Source organism: Leisingera sp. ANG-M7 (assembly GCF_000813965.1).
Lineage (GTDB): Bacteria > Pseudomonadota > Alphaproteobacteria > Rhodobacterales > Rhodobacteraceae > Leisingera.
This window is the reverse complement of sequence record NZ_JWLI01000002.1, coordinates 100,950-116,181: the sequence shown is the minus strand read 5'-3', so window position 1 is coordinate 116,181 and position 15,232 is coordinate 100,950. Positions and strand designations below refer to the sequence as shown.

The following is a 15,232-nucleotide window of genomic DNA, read 5'->3' as shown; positions in this document are numbered from 1 at the left end:
AGTTGATCACAGCTGTTCTCATGAAAAAATATCTTGCTGCTCATCCATACATAAAATAATTTCATGTATCTCGATCACCTGCAAAAGACAGAGCACCCGATGAAACTGCTGCGCAACGCATTGCTGGAAACCTTTGTCACCGTTGCCGACTGCGGCGGCTTCTCCGAGGCGCAATACGCGCTTGGCATCACCCAATCCGCCATCAGCATCCGCATCCGCGACCTGGAGACATCATTGGGCTACCGCCTGTGCGACCGCGGGCGCGGCGGTTTCCGCCTGACAGAACGGGGCGAGACCGTCTACCGCAGGGCCCGTAGCATGCTGCGCAGCGCCCGTGACTTCGACGCCGGGCTGATGGAGCTGCGCGGCACCGTAACCGGCGATTTGCGCATTGGTGTGGCGGACGCCGTGAGCAGCCTGCCCGGCCTCAACCTGACACAGGCGCTGCAGCGCTTCGGGGCGCGGCCGAACGACGTGCAGCTTGATATTACCGTGGCCTCCCCTGCTGAGCTGACGCAGCAGCTGATCACCGGCGCGCTGCATGTCGCCATCGCCCCCTTCCGCAACCAGATCGCCGATCTGGAATATGAGGACCTGTGCCAGGAGGAGCACCGGCTGTATTGCGGTGCCGGGCATCCGTTGTTCACCCTTCAGGGTCAGGAGGCCGCACCGCAGGATATTGCGCAGTACCCCCTCTGCCAGCGGTCCTATGACCGGCTGCCGCTTGCGGGTCTTGCCGCCGGTGAACCCGCGGCCTCCGCCGCCAACATGGAAGCCCTGGCGATGCTGATCGCTACCGGCCAGTACCTTGGCCCGTTGCCCGCGCATTTTGCGGACGCATGGGTCCGCGGCGGCAGGCTGCGGGAGGTGAACGGCCCGGAAATGCGCTGGGTCACAACTTTTCACCTCGCCACCCGCCGCGGCCAAATGCACCGGCGGGCGATCTCCCTTTTCGCCGAAGATGTGCGCCGCAGCTGCCAAACCCCGCCTGCGGCACCCGGCCCGGGCTGACCCGGCAGCCCTGCACGAAATCTGCACAAAAACCCCCTGAAACCTGCGGAGACTGCCCGCCAAAGATGCAAGCGCAGACCGCATCACTGCAGGCAAGCAAAATTGCAAGCAGGAGACAGGACATGAGGCAGGAACTGGTCATACACGGCGTGCCCGACAGCATCAGGCTGGATGCATGGTGGCTGGAGGCCGCAGGCGGGCCGCCGCAGGCGCAGCCCCGCCGCCGCAAGGATGGGGGGCCGCTCTACGCCTCTTTGCGGATGCGCCATGCAATTCCGCTTCTGGCATCGCTGGTTGCCGTTGCGGACTGGCTGTTCTGGGACCAGCCGGCAGGCATTTCGGTTGCCGTCTTTGCGCTGATCCTCTCTGCCGCAGTCATGGCGATGAAGCCCCGTCGGCCAACAGCCCGGGAATGGGCAGGCGCCGCTGGATTTGCCCTGCTCAGCAACCTGCCTGCGGTGATTGAACTGCAGTTCCTGTCCGTCCTGTTCAGCCTCGGCGGCCTGATCTGCCTGACAGCCTGGGCGGTCTACGGTCCGGCCGCCAGCGAACGTCTGGCACTGCGCACCGCCCTGCGCCTGCCAACATTTGGCGCCGTGCTGCTGCTGCGCGATGCATTCCGCGCCATGCCTGCCTCGGACCTCAGCTCAAGCGCCCGCCGCCAGGCGACCGCGCTGGCGCTGCCGCTGCTCATGGGCGCCGTTTTCCTGATGCTGCTGGCCTCTGCCAACCCGGTGCTGGAGGAGTTTCTGGCAGAGCTGGACCCGGGCCGCCTGTTCGAACTGGAGTTCTGGCTGCGGCTTCTGTTCTGGACCATGATGGCGGCGCTGCTGTGGCCCTGCCTCAACCTCAGCGAGGCATGGATGGGCAGCGCCGCGCCTGCCGCCAACGTGCAAAAGGCCGGCCCCAGCAGGGCCGCCTTTCTGATCAATCCGGTGTCCGTGCGCAATTCGTTGGTGCTGTTCAATATGCTGTTTCTGGTTCAAACAGTGATGGACCTCGGAATCCTGACCGGCGGCGTCTCTCTGCCTGAGGGGATGAGCTACGCCTCTTACGCCCACCGCGGTTCCTATCCGCTGGTGGTGACGGCGCTGCTGGCTGGCGTGTTCACACTGGTGACCCGCAGCATGACCGGCGCCGACAAAACCCTGCGTGCTCTGGTCTACCTGTGGCTGGCGCAGAACATGTTCCTGGTGCTGACCGCCGCCATCCGGCTGCACCATTATGTCGGGGCCTACGCGCTGACCTACCTGCGGGTGGCTGCCTTCATCTGGATGGCGCTGGTGCTGGCGGGGCTTGTGCTGACCGTGATGCAGATCCGCCGCGGCCACGGCAATGCCTGGCTGCTGCGCCGCTGCTTTGCCGCACTTGTCGGCACCCTCTACATCTGCGGTTTCGTGAACTTCGCCGGGGTCATCGCCCGCTACAACCTGACCCACGGCAGCACGCTGGTGAAACAGGACACTTACTATATCTGCAGCCTCGGCGCCGGTGCCTATCCCGCTGTCCATGCCTTTGAAACCGAAACCGGACAGCAGGTCTGCAGCAGCGCGATGCACTATGACGTCTACAAAAACGCCATCACCAACTGGCGCGAATGGGGCTTTCGGAGGTGGCGGATCCAAGCCTATTATCAGCAGCAGAATTGAAGGACCCCATTTGATGCCAGCCCGCATTCTTGTTGTCGATGACGATCCCGATATCCTTGAGGTGACCGGCTTCGCGGTGGAAAAGGCCGGCTTTGAGACCGTCTTTGCCAGCGACGGCCTCGCCGCGCTGGATGCCGGCCGGGAGGAAAACCCCGACCTGATTGTGCTTGACATCGGCCTGCCGGAAAAGGACGGGCTGGAGGTCTGCCGCGAGATCCGCAAATCCTCCGACGTTCCGATCCTGTTCCTCACCGCCCGCGATGACGAGATCGACCGCATCGTCGGTCTGGAGCTGGGCGCCGACGACTATTTGACCAAACCCTTCTCTCCGCGCGAACTGGTGGCCCGGATCAAGGCGATCCTGAAACGCAGCGCCCCTGCTGTCCCGGCACAGCCCGAAGCCGTGCTGGCGCAGGGCAGCCTGCAGCTCGATCCGGACCGCCATCTCTGCAGCTTTGCAGCCGCGCCGGTGGCCCTGACCGGGTCGGAATTCCGGCTGCTGGCCACGTTGATGGCCCGCCCGGACCGCGTGCTGTCGCGGGCGCAGCTGGTGGATGCGCTTTACGGCTACAACATCCATGTCTCCGACCGCACCATCGACAGCCATATCCGCAACATCCGCGCCAAGCTCGCGCAGGCAGGCTGCGCCGAGGGGATCGTGACCGTGCACGGCGTCGGCCTCAGGATGGGCGCATGCACGCCAGGCTGAACCGCAACGGGCTGACCCGCAAATGGCGGCCCCGGCTCTGGGCGGTGGTGCTTCTGGTGCTGGGGCTGGTCCTGTGCCTGCCGTTCGCCGGGCTGATCCTGTTCCGCTTTTATGACAGCCAGCTGGTGCAGCAGACCGAGGAAAGCCTGCTGACTCAGGCCGCAGTGATGTCGGCGGCCTACGCAGAACTTTACGCAGGCGCGGCCGGCACAAAGCCCCCCCGCGAGCGCCCGGTCTCCGGCGAACACGCGGTGTTTCCGTCGTTGTCCGTCAACCGCGAAACCGTGCTGCCACCGCGCCCCGACGCCAAGCCGCTCTCCGGTCCTGCAGGCGCCCCCTACCGCAAAATCGCAACCCGGCTGACCCGCATCGCCAATGCCGCGCAGGCGCAGACGCTGGCCGGCTACCGGTTCCTGGATGCCCGCGGCAACGTCTTTGCAGGCACCGCCGAAACCGGCACCTTCCTGGGCCATGTGGAGGAGGTGCAGGGCGCGCTGAAAGGCGAAACCGTCTCAGTTGCGCGCACCCGCGTGCGCGCGGATGCGCCGCCCGCGCTTTATACTCTCAGCCGCGGCGCGCGGGTGCGCGTCTTTGTGGCCATGCCGGTCTTTGCAGACCAGACCCTGATCGGCGCGGTCTACCTCAGCCGCACCCCGAACCACATCTTCCGGTTTCTGTATGGCGAGCGTTTCAATCTGGCCAAGGCCGCGGGATTTGTTGTCCTGTCCACCATGCTCATCGGCTATGTGTTCTGGCGCTTCATTACCCGCCCGATCCAACTGCTGATCCAGCGCAGCCATCTGGCGGGCCACGGCAGCCAGACATGGGAGCCGCCGGACCAGCTTGGCACCCGCGAGATCGAGGAGCTGAGCCGCAGCTTCCAGTCGCTGACCGGCCGCCTGCAAAGCAAGCAGGACGCGCTGAAGACCTACACCGCCCATGTGACGCATGAGCTGAAGTCGCCGCTCACCGCCTTGAAAGGCGCCGCAGAACTGCTGCGCGACGACGATCTGCCCCCGGCACAGAAACACCGGCTGCTGGACACCGTGGACAAGGGCGGCAAGCGGATGGAGGACCTGCTGGCCAACATGCGCGCCTTCAGCCTGGCGGATCAGAGCGCGATGGCAGGAAGCTGCTGCCTGAACGAAATCCATGCGCAAGTCTCACAGGCCTTCCCGGCCCTTGCCGTCACAGCGGAGAACGGCACCCTGCCGCTGCCGGTTGCGGCACCCACCCTTCAGATCATCCTGACCCATCTGCTGGAAAACGCGCAGCAGCACGGCGCCAAGCAGGCCGTGCTGTCCGCCTGCCAGGACGGCGCGGCCACCTGTCTTCAAATCACGGACGACGGCCCCGGCATCAGCGAAGGCAACGCAGACAAGATCCTGCAGCCCTTCTTCACCACCCGGCGGGACAGCGGCGGCACCGGCATGGGGCTCAACATCGTCAAGGCAACGGCAGAGGCCATCGGCGGCACCCTGAGTGTCATCCCCTCCAGCAGCGGCGCCTGTTTCCGGCTGACCTTCCGCTGAAAACAGCCGGGCCGCCCTGCATCAGGCGGCCCGGTTCAGCGCATCAAAGGCGTGTCAGACCTGCCCCGGCAGCCACAGCACAATCGCCGGGAAGGCCACCAGCAGAGCGATGGTCACCGCATCGGCAATGAAGAACGGTGTCACCCCTTTGAACACGTCCTGCACGCTCAGATCATCGCGCACGCCGGCCACCACAAAGCAGTTGAGGCCGATGGGCGGGGTGATCAGGCAGAACTCCGCCATCTTCACCACCAGGATGCCGAACCAGATCGCGCACATCGGGCCGGACATGCCAAAGGTGCTGTCCGCGGCGGAAACCGCCTCGCCGCCATTGAGCGCCATCACCGCGGGGTAGACCACCGGCAGCGTCAGCAAGAGCATGCCGATTGCGTCCATGAACATCCCCAGCACCGCATAGGCCAGCAGAATGCAGATCAGGATCAGCATGGGCGGCATCTCCAGCGAGGTGATCCAATCGGCAAAGGCGCCGGGCAGGTTTGCGAACCCCAGGAAACGCACATAGATCAGCACCCCCCAGATGATGGTGAAGATCATCACACTCAGCTTGGCGGTTTCCAGCAGCGCATCCTTCAGTTCCCCCCAGCGCATGCCGTGGCGCAGGGCCATCAGGAACACCACAAACGCCCCGATGGCCCCGCCCTCAGTCGGAGTGCCCCAGGCATCGCCGCCAAAGGGGTTGTAGACAAAGAAGATGATGGTCACGACCACAAACACAATCGGCAGCGCAGGCGGCAGGGCCGCAAACCGCTGGCGCCGGGTGAAACCGGTGACGCGCGGCCCGAAGTCCTTGATCACCATCGCCATGCCAACAATCAGCAGGCCATAGATCACTGCCGAGAACGCCCCGGGAATGAAGCCTGCCAGCAGCAGCTTGCCCACGTCCTGCTCGACGATGATGGCGTAGATCACCAGGATCGCCGAGGGCGGGATCAGCGACGCCAGCGTGCCGCCAGCAGCAACAACACCCGCGGCAAAGCGCTTGTCATAGCCGATCTTGAGCATCTCCGGGATGGCGATGCGGGCAAAGACGGCTGAGGTCGCCACGCTGGCGCCGGATACTGCAGCAAACCCCGCGGTGGCAAAGACGGTGGACACCGCCAGCCCGCCCGGCACCCAGGCCATCCAGCGCTTGGCGGCCTCGAACAAGGCCTTGGTCAGGCCCGCGTAATACGCAAGGTAGCCGATCAGGATGAAGGTCGGGATCAGGCTCAGCGCCTGGCTGGACACTTTGGAGTGCGGCACCTGGCCTGCGGTCTTCACAGCGACGGTCAGCGCCTTGCCGAAACGCGCCGGGTCATAGCCGAACTTGGCCCAGAAGATCCAGATCAGGCCGATCATGCCCGCAGCGGCGGCGGCAAAGGCCACCCGCATGCCCAGGATCACCATCACCAGCAGCCCGGCTGAGACGATCAGCCCAATTTCAATCGGTTCCATGTCAGAAATTCCTCAGCTGTCGTGGCCGGAGACGTGATCCGCCTCCATCGCTGCCTGGGTGGCGGCATCGGCAATCATCGGGACGGCAACGGGGTGGTCCGTGCCGCTGCGAAAGGCCCGCCCGTAGGCCCAGAGCTGCAGCGAAAGCCGCAGGCACAGCACGCTGAACGCTACCGGCGCCAGCAGTTTCGCAGGCCAGAGCGGCAGCGAGATATCCATCGAGCTGTCGGCGCTCCACCACGGCGCGGCAAAGTCGAAACTGCGCTGGAAATGCGCCCAGCTGCCCCAGACCATCAGCAGCATCAGGATCAGTACGGCGGCGGTGGTCAGGAACTCGGCCAGATACAGCGCCCGGCCCCTCAGGGCGCCCACCAGCATATCCATGCGGATATGGCCGCCGTCGCGCTGGGTGAACGAAATGCCCATGAAGGCAATCAGCGGCATCGCCTGCTCGATCCAGTCGACGTAGCCCGGCAGCGGGCTGTTGAACAAATTGCGCCCGCCGACAGAGCCAACGGCCAGCAGCATCAGGGAAAACACCGCCAGGCCGCTGAGCAGGGCAAGGGGCTTTTCCAAGCGGTAGAGGTTCTGGTCAAGTGCGCTGAGACGGCTGCCGTCTGTCAGCACGAGGGATGAGCCGGCCATGGCGGGACTCCATCAGTTTTTCAGGGATAAAAGCAGACGCCCCGCAGCGTGCGGCTGCAGGGCGCGGCGGGGTCAGCTGCCTTCGTTGATCAGGCCTGTCACCAGATTATAAAGTTCCTGCGCAGGCAGGCCGCGGGCCGTGTTTTCCTCGATCCAGGCCTGGGCCGCCGGTGCCGCGGCGGCCTCCTTGAAGGCAGCGATTTCCGCATCCGGGAAGGTCACCAGCTCAATCCGGGCGGCATCCAGCGCAGGTTCCCAGGTGTCCAGAGAGTTGAACTTGTAGAAATCAACGTAATGGGCCAGCGCCTCATCTACCGAACCCAGCAGCGCTTCGCGGTGTTCATCGGACAGGCTGTCCAGCGCATCTGTGTTCACCACCACCGGGCAGTTCACCGTGCCGGGGTTCAGGTTGGTGGTCCACCAGGTGCCGTTTTCAATGGTGCCAAAGGACATATGCGCGTGCGGTGCAAAGGCGACCGCCTTGACGATGCCGCTGTCCATCGCCTGGCGCACCTCAGTTGCCGACGTTGAGGTGGGCACCGCGCCCACTGCTTCCATTGCCTTGCCGATACCGCCGGTTGCGCGCACACTCAGCCCTTCAAAGTCCTTCAGCGTTCCGGGCACATCCCCGGTGCCGACAAGATTGTACTGCGGCAGCGGCGAGGGCATCAGCAGGGTCGCGTTCCAGCGGGCCAGATCCTTTTGCACTGCAGGGTGCTGATAGACCGCTTGCGAAACGGCGATTTCCTGCTCCAGCGATGCCACCCCCAGGAACGGCAGTTCCAGCACGGTAATGGTCGGGTTCTTGTCGCGGTGGTAGCCGGCGCAGAACTGCGCCATTTCAAAGGCCCCGATGGAGATGCCGTCGAGGTTTTCCTTGTTCTTGCTGAGCCCGCCATAGCTGATGTTCAGGGTGAACTCGCCACCGGTCTTTTCGCTGACAAGATCGGCTAGCTTCTCGACGTGTTCGGTAAAGGCCCGGCGCTTGCCCCACAGCGAGACGTTCCATTCGGTGGCCAGGGCTTCGGTGCCAAAGGCGGCGGTGAGGGCGGCCAGCGCGGCCCCCTTGAGATATGTGCGCATCAGTGCTCCTCCCAGATGCATGCGGATATGATTGGGGGAGTATCCGGGACGGCGGGCTGCCTGCCTATGAAGGAAACCGCGCGGCATCTGCGGGCCGCCCTGCGGATTTCCGCAGGGCGTGCGGGCTACAAAAGGGCGTCCTTGTCGAGGCCCAGCTTGACGATTTTTTCGTTCAGCGTGCGGCGCCCGATCCCCAGCGCCTCGGCGGCAGCATCCATGCGGCCCTCATGGGCTTTCACCGCCTTACCGATCAGTTCGCGCTCAAACGCGGCCACCGCCTCGCGCAGGGTATCCGGCACATCATCCAGGGGCTGATCCATGCGGATAGCGTCCGCCATGGTGCCGCAGCCGCGGCGCGCGGCCAGCACCCGGCGCTCACAGACGCTGCGCAGCTCCCGCACATTCCCCGGCCAATCATGCGCCAGCAGCGCGGTCAGATCATCCTGAGAGATGTCCGGCACAGCGGTTTCGTAAAGCTGCGCAAAATGCGCCAGGAAATGCGCCGCCAGCAGCATCAGGTCATCGCGGCGCTGGCGCAGCGGCGGCAGGGTCAGCACCATCGTGTTGAGGCGGAACAGCAGATCCTTGCGCAGGCGGTTCTCCTGCACCGCCAATCCAACGTCCTCATTGGTGGCTGAGACCACGCGGAAGCTGACCGGCACCGGCAGCTGGCCGCCTGCGGGCAGGATCTGCTTGTCCTCGATCACCCGGAGCAGCATGGCCTGCACGTCCAGCGGGCAGGAACAGATCTCATCCAGGAACAGCGTGCCCCCTGAAGCCGCCAGCAGCCGCCCGCCGGACCCGCCATCGGTGCCAAACATGTCAGCCTCAAAGGTGGCGGGCGACAAGGCAGCGCAGTTCAGCGCCAGAAACGGTGCATCGGCATTGGGCCCCAGATCATGCAGCGCACGCGCAACCAGCTCCTTGCCGGTGCCGGTCTCGCCCTCGATCAGAACCGTGGTGCCGGTCTCCGCAAGGTCCAGAATATCCTGGCGCAGCTGCACCACCGGCGCCGACTGTCCCAGCAGCAACCGGTCCAGCCCCGACAGCGCAAACAGCCGCGCCTTCAGCCGCGCGTTGCTTTGCTGCATCCGGTGCTGTTCGGCGGCGTGGCGCAGGATCGCCAGCAGGCGGCGCGGCTCATAGGGCTTTTCGACAAAGCTGTAGGCCCCGTCCTGCATTGCCTTCACCGCCATCGGAATATCGCCATGGGCGGAAATCAGCACCAGCGGCGGCGCGGCAGGTTGCAGCGCGGCCAGCAGGTCCAGCCCCGACATGCCGGGCATCCGCACATCCGACAGGATGACATCCGGCTGCAGCTCCGCCAGCCGCTCCAGCCCTGCCGCCGCCCGCGACGCCGCGGTGACCTGCCAGCCCGCGGCCTCCAGCAGTTCCGCCACCGACTGGCGCATCGCTTTGTCGTCATCTATGACCAAAATGCTGAATGGCCTGGCACTGCTCATTGCTTTTCTTCCTCTGCTGGCCGGACCGGAAAAACGACCCGGAACACCGCCCCGCCCGCGTCCCTGTTCTGGGCCGTCATCGTGCCGCCGTGATCCTGCACGATACCGGCAGAGATCGCCAAGCCCAAGCCCATGCCGCGGCCGCTTTCGCGGGTGGTGACAAAGGGCTCCTGCAAGTCAGCCAGCGTCGCGGCGCCCAGGCCATGGCCGTTGTCCTTGATATCAAACCAGGCCTCGCCCTCCGCAGCGCCGGTGCGCGCCACGATCAGCGGCGCCGCGCTGTCCTCGCTGGCGTCAATGGCATTGCGCAGCAGGTTGGTCATCACCTGCTCAATCCGCAGGCGGCTGCCCTGCACGCTGACCGGTCCGGGGCACAGATCCAGCTGCAGCTCTGCCCCCGCCTCCTCCAGATTGGGGGCCACCAGGGCGGCAGAGGCGCGCATCGCGGCGTTCAGGTCAACCGCGGCCTGAACCTCTGCGTCCGGGGTTGCAAAGAACTTGAGCTGCCGGGTAATCCCCTCCATCCGGTCCACCAGTGCGCCGATCCTGGCTGGCAGCGCAGCGGAGTTGTCCGGGGCGATTTCCGCGGCAACCAGATGGTTCCGCATGGCCGCAATCGGCTGTCCCAGCTCATGCGTCACCGAGGCGGCCAGCCTGCCCAGAGCTGCCAGGCGGCTGGCGCGCTCCAGTTCATCCTGGGTGCGCTTCAGCCGCCGTTCCGCCGTGCGGCGGTCCTCGATCTCGCCCGCCAGCAATTCATTGGCCCGGCGCAGCTGCGCCTCCTCCCGCTCAGCCCGCGCCAGCGCGGCGCTAATCCGGCGCGCCCGCTGAACCTGGAACAGGATCAGCGCCAGTCCGGCAGCAAATCCAACCAGCGAGGTGACCAGCCAGCTGCGCGCCACTGCCCGGTCGTCACTCGCAAAATAATGCAGGGTCCAGCCGTGCGGCGGGATATCTACCGTCAGATGTATCTGCTCCCGCCCGGCAATCACGGCGCGCGGCCCCTCGCCTGCCCGCCACTCCAGCGGTTCCAGAGCCTGCCCCGGAAACTGCCGGGCCGTTGTGATCCGCTGCCGCTGCCCTTCCGACAGCGGCGCCAGTACCCGGTACCGCCAGGCGGGGTCTGAGGCCAGCAGCACAACCCCGTCTTCATTGGCCATCAATACCTGCTCGCCAGATCCGCTCCAGCTCTGCTCCAGCGGCTGAAAGCCGATCTTGATCGCAATCACGCCCGCCAGCGTTCCCTCCGGGCCCCGCACCGCATCGGCGATGAAATACCCCGGCAGGCCGGTGGTGGTGCCAATGGCGTAAAACCGCCCCTGCCCGCCTTGCAGGGCCTGCTGGAAATAAGGCCGGAACGCGTAGTTCTGCCCGACGAAACTGCCGGGCTGGCGGAAATTGGAGGCCGCGATGGCAACTCCGTTCGTGTCCATCAGGTAAATCGCATCCAGCCCCGCCTTGGCAGCGAAGTCTTCCAGCCGCAGGTTCAGCGTGCCGGTGTCATCACCGCCGGCGGCACCTATGACAGAGGCATCCCGCGCCAGCACATGCGTCAGATGGGAAAACCGCTCCAGCTCAGCGACAACGGAGCTTTGATAAAGCGACAGCGGCCCTTCGGCCTGCGAAACCTCTTCCGACTGGAAGTAAACGCTCGAAACCCTGAACACGCCGACCGCGACGGCAATCGTCACCACGAGGGATATCAGGAACGGGATCAGGCGCATTCCCGTCGATAGGCCGCAAAAACGCGCCATGGCAAGACATTAGTGGATCTCAGGCACCATCCGCTCTCAAGGCTGGACAACTTCCGCACGCCTGCCGCACACTCCGCAAACAAACCCCGTGCCGCGCGGAACATTTCCGGGCGGCGGCACGTTGCATCTTTGGACAGCGCTCTGCACCGCGCCTCTGCGGCTCCCGAGGATGTGACCGCCACATGGCTGCAATTTCAGCAGCAATGGCGCAGTCTTGAACAACAATAATGCCAGGCCCAAGCCCGGCCGCAAAGGAGCGAAGGAAACCATGTCCCAGATATCCAGCACCGTCCTGGCGCTGCTCGAAATCCTGTCCTATGCCTTCATCTTCGCCATCGGTGCCGGCATCCTGTGGGTGATCGTGATCTACATCCGCGACAAGACCCAGACCGCCAGCACCCTGCGCCGCAATTACCCGGTGATCGCCCGCTTCCGCTACCTTTTCGAACATCTGGGAGAGTTCTTCCGGCAGTATTTCTTTGCGCTGGACCGAGAGGAGATGCCGTTCAACCGGGCTGAGCGCTCCTGGGTCTACCGCGCCGCCAAGAACGTGGATTCCACAGTCGCCTTCGGTTCCACCCGCGATCTCAGGCCTGCCGGAACCGTCTATTTCGCCAACGCGCCCTTCCCGGACCTGGAACACGGCACAACCCCGCCTGCCGAAGTCACCATCGGCCCCTATGCCGGCACGCCCTACACCACCTCGTCGATCTTCAACATCTCCGGGATGAGTTTCGGCGCCATTTCTGTTCCGGCCGTCCGCGCCCTGTCGCGCGGTGCCAAAAAGGCCGGCATCTGGCTCAACACCGGCGAAGGCGGGCTGTCGCCCTACCACCTGGAGGGCGGCTGCGACATCGTCTTCCAGATCGGCACCGGCAAATTCGGCGTGCGCAAGCCCGAAGGCGGCTTTGACGAGGACAAGCTGCGCGCCGTCGCCGCCCATGAAACCGTCCGCATGTTCGAACTGAAGCTCAGCCAGGGTGCCAAGCCCGGCAAGGGCGGCATCCTGCCCGGCGCCAAGGTGACTGAGGAAATCGCGGCCATCCGCGGGCTGACGCCGGGCGAGGACGCGATCAGCCCCAACCGCCACCCCGAAGCCTCCAATGTGGGCGAGCTTCTGGACATGATCGCCTATGTGCGTGAGGTCACGGGCAAACCGGTAGGCTTCAAGGCGGTGCTCGGCGCGCATGGCTTCCTCGACGGGCTCTGCCAGGAAATCCTGTCCCGCGGCGAGGCCAGCGCGCCGGATTTCATTACCATCGACAGCGCCGACGGCGGCACCGGCGCCGCCCCGATGAGCCTGATCGACAACATGGGCATGCCCCTGCGCGAAAGCTTGCCCAAAGCGGTGGATGTGCTGACCCGCTACGGTCTGCGCCAGCGCATCAAGGTCTGTGCCAGCGGCAAGCTCGTCAATCCGTCAGAGGTCGCCTGGGCCTTCTGCGCCGGCGCCGATTTCGTCAACTCCGCGCGCGGCTTCATGTTTGCGCTCGGCTGCATCCAGGCGCTGCAGTGCAACAAGAACACCTGCCCCACCGGCATCACCACCCATAACCCCAAGCTGCAGTTCGGCCTCGATCCCGCCGACAAGGCGGAACGGGTCGCCTCTTACGCCAAGAACATGCTCAAGGAGGTGACCGTCCTCGCCCACAGCTGCGGCGTCACCGAACCGCGGCTCTTGCGCCGCTACCACGCGCGGATCGTGCAGGACAGCGGGCGGTCCGTGTCCATGGCTGAGCTGTACCCGGAACAGGCCCAGCAGCACGCCGCGCAATAACCCGCCCCCCGGAAAACCAAAGGAGACTCCATGCCAGATTCTGACCTTCCCGCCAAAGCATCCGACCTTCTTGTGGCCGCGCTGGAAGCCGAAGGCGTCGAATACGTCTTTGGCGTCCCGGGTGAGGAAAACCTTGATCTGCTGGAGTCCCTGCGCACCTCAAACATCAAACTGGTGCTGACCCGGCATGAGCAGGGCGCCGGTTTCATGGCGGCAACCTATGGCCGCCTCACTGGCAAACCCGGCGTCTGCATGGCCACCCTTGGCCCCGGCGCGACCAACCTGGCCACGCCAGCGGCCTATGCCCATCTGGGGGCGATGCCGCTGATCATGATCACCGGGCAAAAACCGATCAAGAAGTCGAAACAGGGCCGGTTCCAGATCATCGACGTGGTGGGCCTCTTTGATCCGGTCTGCAAGATGTCGCGCCAGATCGTGCACGGCAACACCATCCCCGCGCTGATCCGCGAGGCTTTCCGCGTGGCCGAAGAAGAACGCCCCGGTGCGGTACTGCTGGAACTGCCCGAGGATATCGCGGCGGAAGACACAGACGCCTCTGTCATTCCCCCGCACGCCCGCCATTACGCCGTGCCGGACGAGGCCGTTCTGACCGAAGCGGCTGACATGATCCGCGCCGCAAAAATGCCGCTGGTGCTGGTCGGCGCCGGCGCCAACCGCCGCAAGGCGCGCTCGGCGCTCTGCGACTTCGTCGAAAAGGTGCAGATTCCCTTTTTCAACACCCAGATGGGCAAGGGCGTTGTCGACGAAAGCTCGGACCTCTTCCTCGGCACCGCCGCGCTCTCGGACGGCGACTACCTGCACTGCGCCATCGAACGCGCCGATCTGATCATCAATGTGGGCCACGACGTGGTCGAAAAACCGCCCTTCTTCATGACCGAGGGCGGCACCAAGGTGATCCATGTGAACTACAAGGCGGCGCAGGTCGATCAGGTCTATTTCCCGCAACTGGAAGTGGTCGGCGATCTGGAGGGATCCATCAACCGGCTGGGAGACATCCTCGGCGGGCCGCTCGATGTCGACCGCAGCTTCTTCCAGCGCATGAAGGCCGAGACTGACAGCCACATCGCCGAGGGCGCCGATGATCCGCGCTACCCGGTGATCCCGCAGCGGCTGGTCGCGGACACCCGCAAGGTGATGGGCGAAAAGGATATCATCGCACTCGACAATGGCATCTACAAGATCTGGTACGCCCGCAACTACAAGGCCTATCACCCCAACACCGTCCTGTTGGACAACGCGCTGGCAACCATGGGCGCGGGCCTGCCCTCGGCGATGATGGCGGCGCTTTTGAACCCGGACCGCCGGGTGATGGCGATCTGCGGCGACGGCGGCTTCATGATGAACAGCCAGGAACTGGAAACCGCGGTGCGGCTCGGCCTCAATCTGGTGGTCACAGTGCTGAACGACAGTTCCTATGGCATGATCCGCTGGAAACAGGCGCATGTCGGCTTTGCCGACTGGGGGCTGGAATTCAACAACCCCGATTTCGTGCAATACGCCGCCAGCTACGGCGCCACCGGCCACCGGATCGAACGGGCCGAAGATCTGATCCCAACGTTCGAGGCCGCCTTTGCAGCGGGCGGCGTGCATCTGATCGACGTCCCCGTGGACTACAGCGAAAACCAGCGGGTGCTGATTGATGAGCTGGCCGCCAAGACCTGCCTGATATGATTGGCCGGATCTAACGGCCTGCCCTTTCCCCCGGCTGCCGCGGCCGCTATGACCGCGGCAGCTTACGCAAGGAAAGGCAAACCCCATGACCATCACCCGCATCGGCACCACCGCCCGCTCCAGCAAAATCGTCAAGCACAACGGCGTCGTTTACCTCAGCGGCCAGGTGTCCGAGGCCGAAACCGCCGCCGAGCAGACCCGCGAGATCCTCGCCAAGGTCGACGCCCTGCTGGCCGAGGCCGGCAGCGACAAAACCCGGCTCCTGCAGACCGTGATCTGGCTCTCCGACATGTCCTATTTCGCAGAGCTGAACGAGGTCTGGAACGCCTGGGTTCCCGAAGGCCATGCCCCGGCGCGTGCCTGCGGCGAGGCCAAGCTGGCCCGCGAAATCCTGAAGGTGGAGATCATCGTCACCGCCGCCTGCGACTGACGCGAACAAGTAAAAAGCGCCGGGCCTCAACA

The 15,232-nt window shown here is 64.8% G+C and carries 12 protein-coding genes; 7 read left to right on the top strand and 5 right to left on the bottom strand.

Features of this window, described 5'->3' with window-relative positions:
- Positions 1–63: 63 nt before the first annotated feature.
- The 4 genes from RA26_RS04130 (at position 64) to RA26_RS04115 (ending at position 4,901) form a co-directional block, all read left to right on the top strand.
- Complete coding sequence (locus RA26_RS04130) at positions 64–1,011, top strand: LysR family transcriptional regulator (protein WP_241482578.1); 948 nt, start codon at positions 64–66, stop codon at positions 1,009–1,011.
- 122 nt (positions 1,012–1,133) lie between these two features.
- Positions 1,134–2,660, top strand: a complete 1,527-nt coding sequence (locus tag RA26_RS04125) for a DUF4153 domain-containing protein (RefSeq protein WP_039180338.1) — start codon at positions 1,134–1,136, stop codon at positions 2,658–2,660.
- A gap of 13 nt (positions 2,661–2,673) precedes the next feature.
- Positions 2,674–3,369, top strand: coding sequence for a response regulator transcription factor (locus RA26_RS04120; RefSeq protein ID WP_039180335.1), 696 nt, complete (start codon positions 2,674–2,676; stop codon positions 3,367–3,369).
- A complete protein-coding gene (locus tag RA26_RS04115; protein ID WP_039180332.1) occupies positions 3,354–4,901 on the top strand; it encodes a sensor histidine kinase in 1,548 nt (515 codons plus the stop codon). Before RA26_RS04120 ends, RA26_RS04115 begins: the two co-directional genes overlap by 16 nt.
- 54 nt (positions 4,902–4,955) lie before the next feature.
- On the opposite strand, the gene RA26_RS04110 is transcribed toward RA26_RS04115, so the two are convergent.
- The 5 genes from RA26_RS04110 to RA26_RS04090 form a co-directional block, all read right to left on the bottom strand.
- Positions 4,956–6,356: a TRAP transporter large permease gene (locus RA26_RS04110; RefSeq protein WP_039180331.1), complete on the bottom strand. Its 1,401-nt coding sequence runs from the start codon at positions 6,354–6,356 to the stop codon at positions 4,956–4,958.
- A gap of 12 nt (positions 6,357–6,368) precedes the next feature.
- Entirely contained in the window at positions 6,369–7,001 is a 633-nt protein-coding gene (locus tag RA26_RS04105; protein WP_039180329.1) for a TRAP transporter small permease, read from the bottom strand.
- Between the two features lie 72 nt (positions 7,002–7,073).
- Complete coding sequence (locus tag RA26_RS04100) at positions 7,074–8,084, bottom strand: C4-dicarboxylate TRAP transporter substrate-binding protein (protein ID WP_039180326.1); 1,011 nt, start codon at positions 8,082–8,084, stop codon at positions 7,074–7,076.
- Between the two features lie 125 nt (positions 8,085–8,209).
- Complete coding sequence (locus RA26_RS04095) at positions 8,210–9,547, bottom strand: sigma-54-dependent transcriptional regulator (RefSeq protein ID WP_039180324.1); 1,338 nt, start codon at positions 9,545–9,547, stop codon at positions 8,210–8,212.
- The gene (locus RA26_RS04090) at positions 9,544–11,271 is read right to left on the bottom strand and encodes a sensor histidine kinase (RefSeq protein WP_039180322.1); all 1,728 of its coding nucleotides are present in this window, start codon (positions 11,269–11,271) and stop codon (positions 9,544–9,546) included. Before RA26_RS04090 ends, RA26_RS04095 begins: the two co-directional genes overlap by 4 nt.
- A gap of 298 nt (positions 11,272–11,569) precedes the next feature.
- Here RA26_RS04090 and RA26_RS04085 point away from each other — a divergent pair, with 298 nt between their 5' ends.
- The 3 genes from RA26_RS04085 (at position 11,570) to RA26_RS04075 (ending at position 15,200) form a co-directional block, all read left to right on the top strand.
- Positions 11,570–13,078, top strand: a complete 1,509-nt coding sequence (locus tag RA26_RS04085; RefSeq protein ID WP_039180433.1) for an FMN-binding glutamate synthase family protein — start codon at positions 11,570–11,572, stop codon at positions 13,076–13,078.
- Positions 13,079–13,108: 30 nt separating this feature from the next.
- Positions 13,109–14,770 carry an acetolactate synthase large subunit gene (locus RA26_RS04080; protein WP_039180319.1) on the top strand — a complete coding sequence of 554 codons (1,662 nt, stop codon included), beginning with the start codon at positions 13,109–13,111 and terminating at the stop codon, positions 14,768–14,770.
- A gap of 85 nt (positions 14,771–14,855) precedes the next feature.
- Entirely contained in the window at positions 14,856–15,200 is a 345-nt protein-coding gene (locus RA26_RS04075) for a RidA family protein (protein ID WP_019297425.1), read from the top strand.
- Positions 15,201–15,232 lie beyond the last annotated feature (32 nt).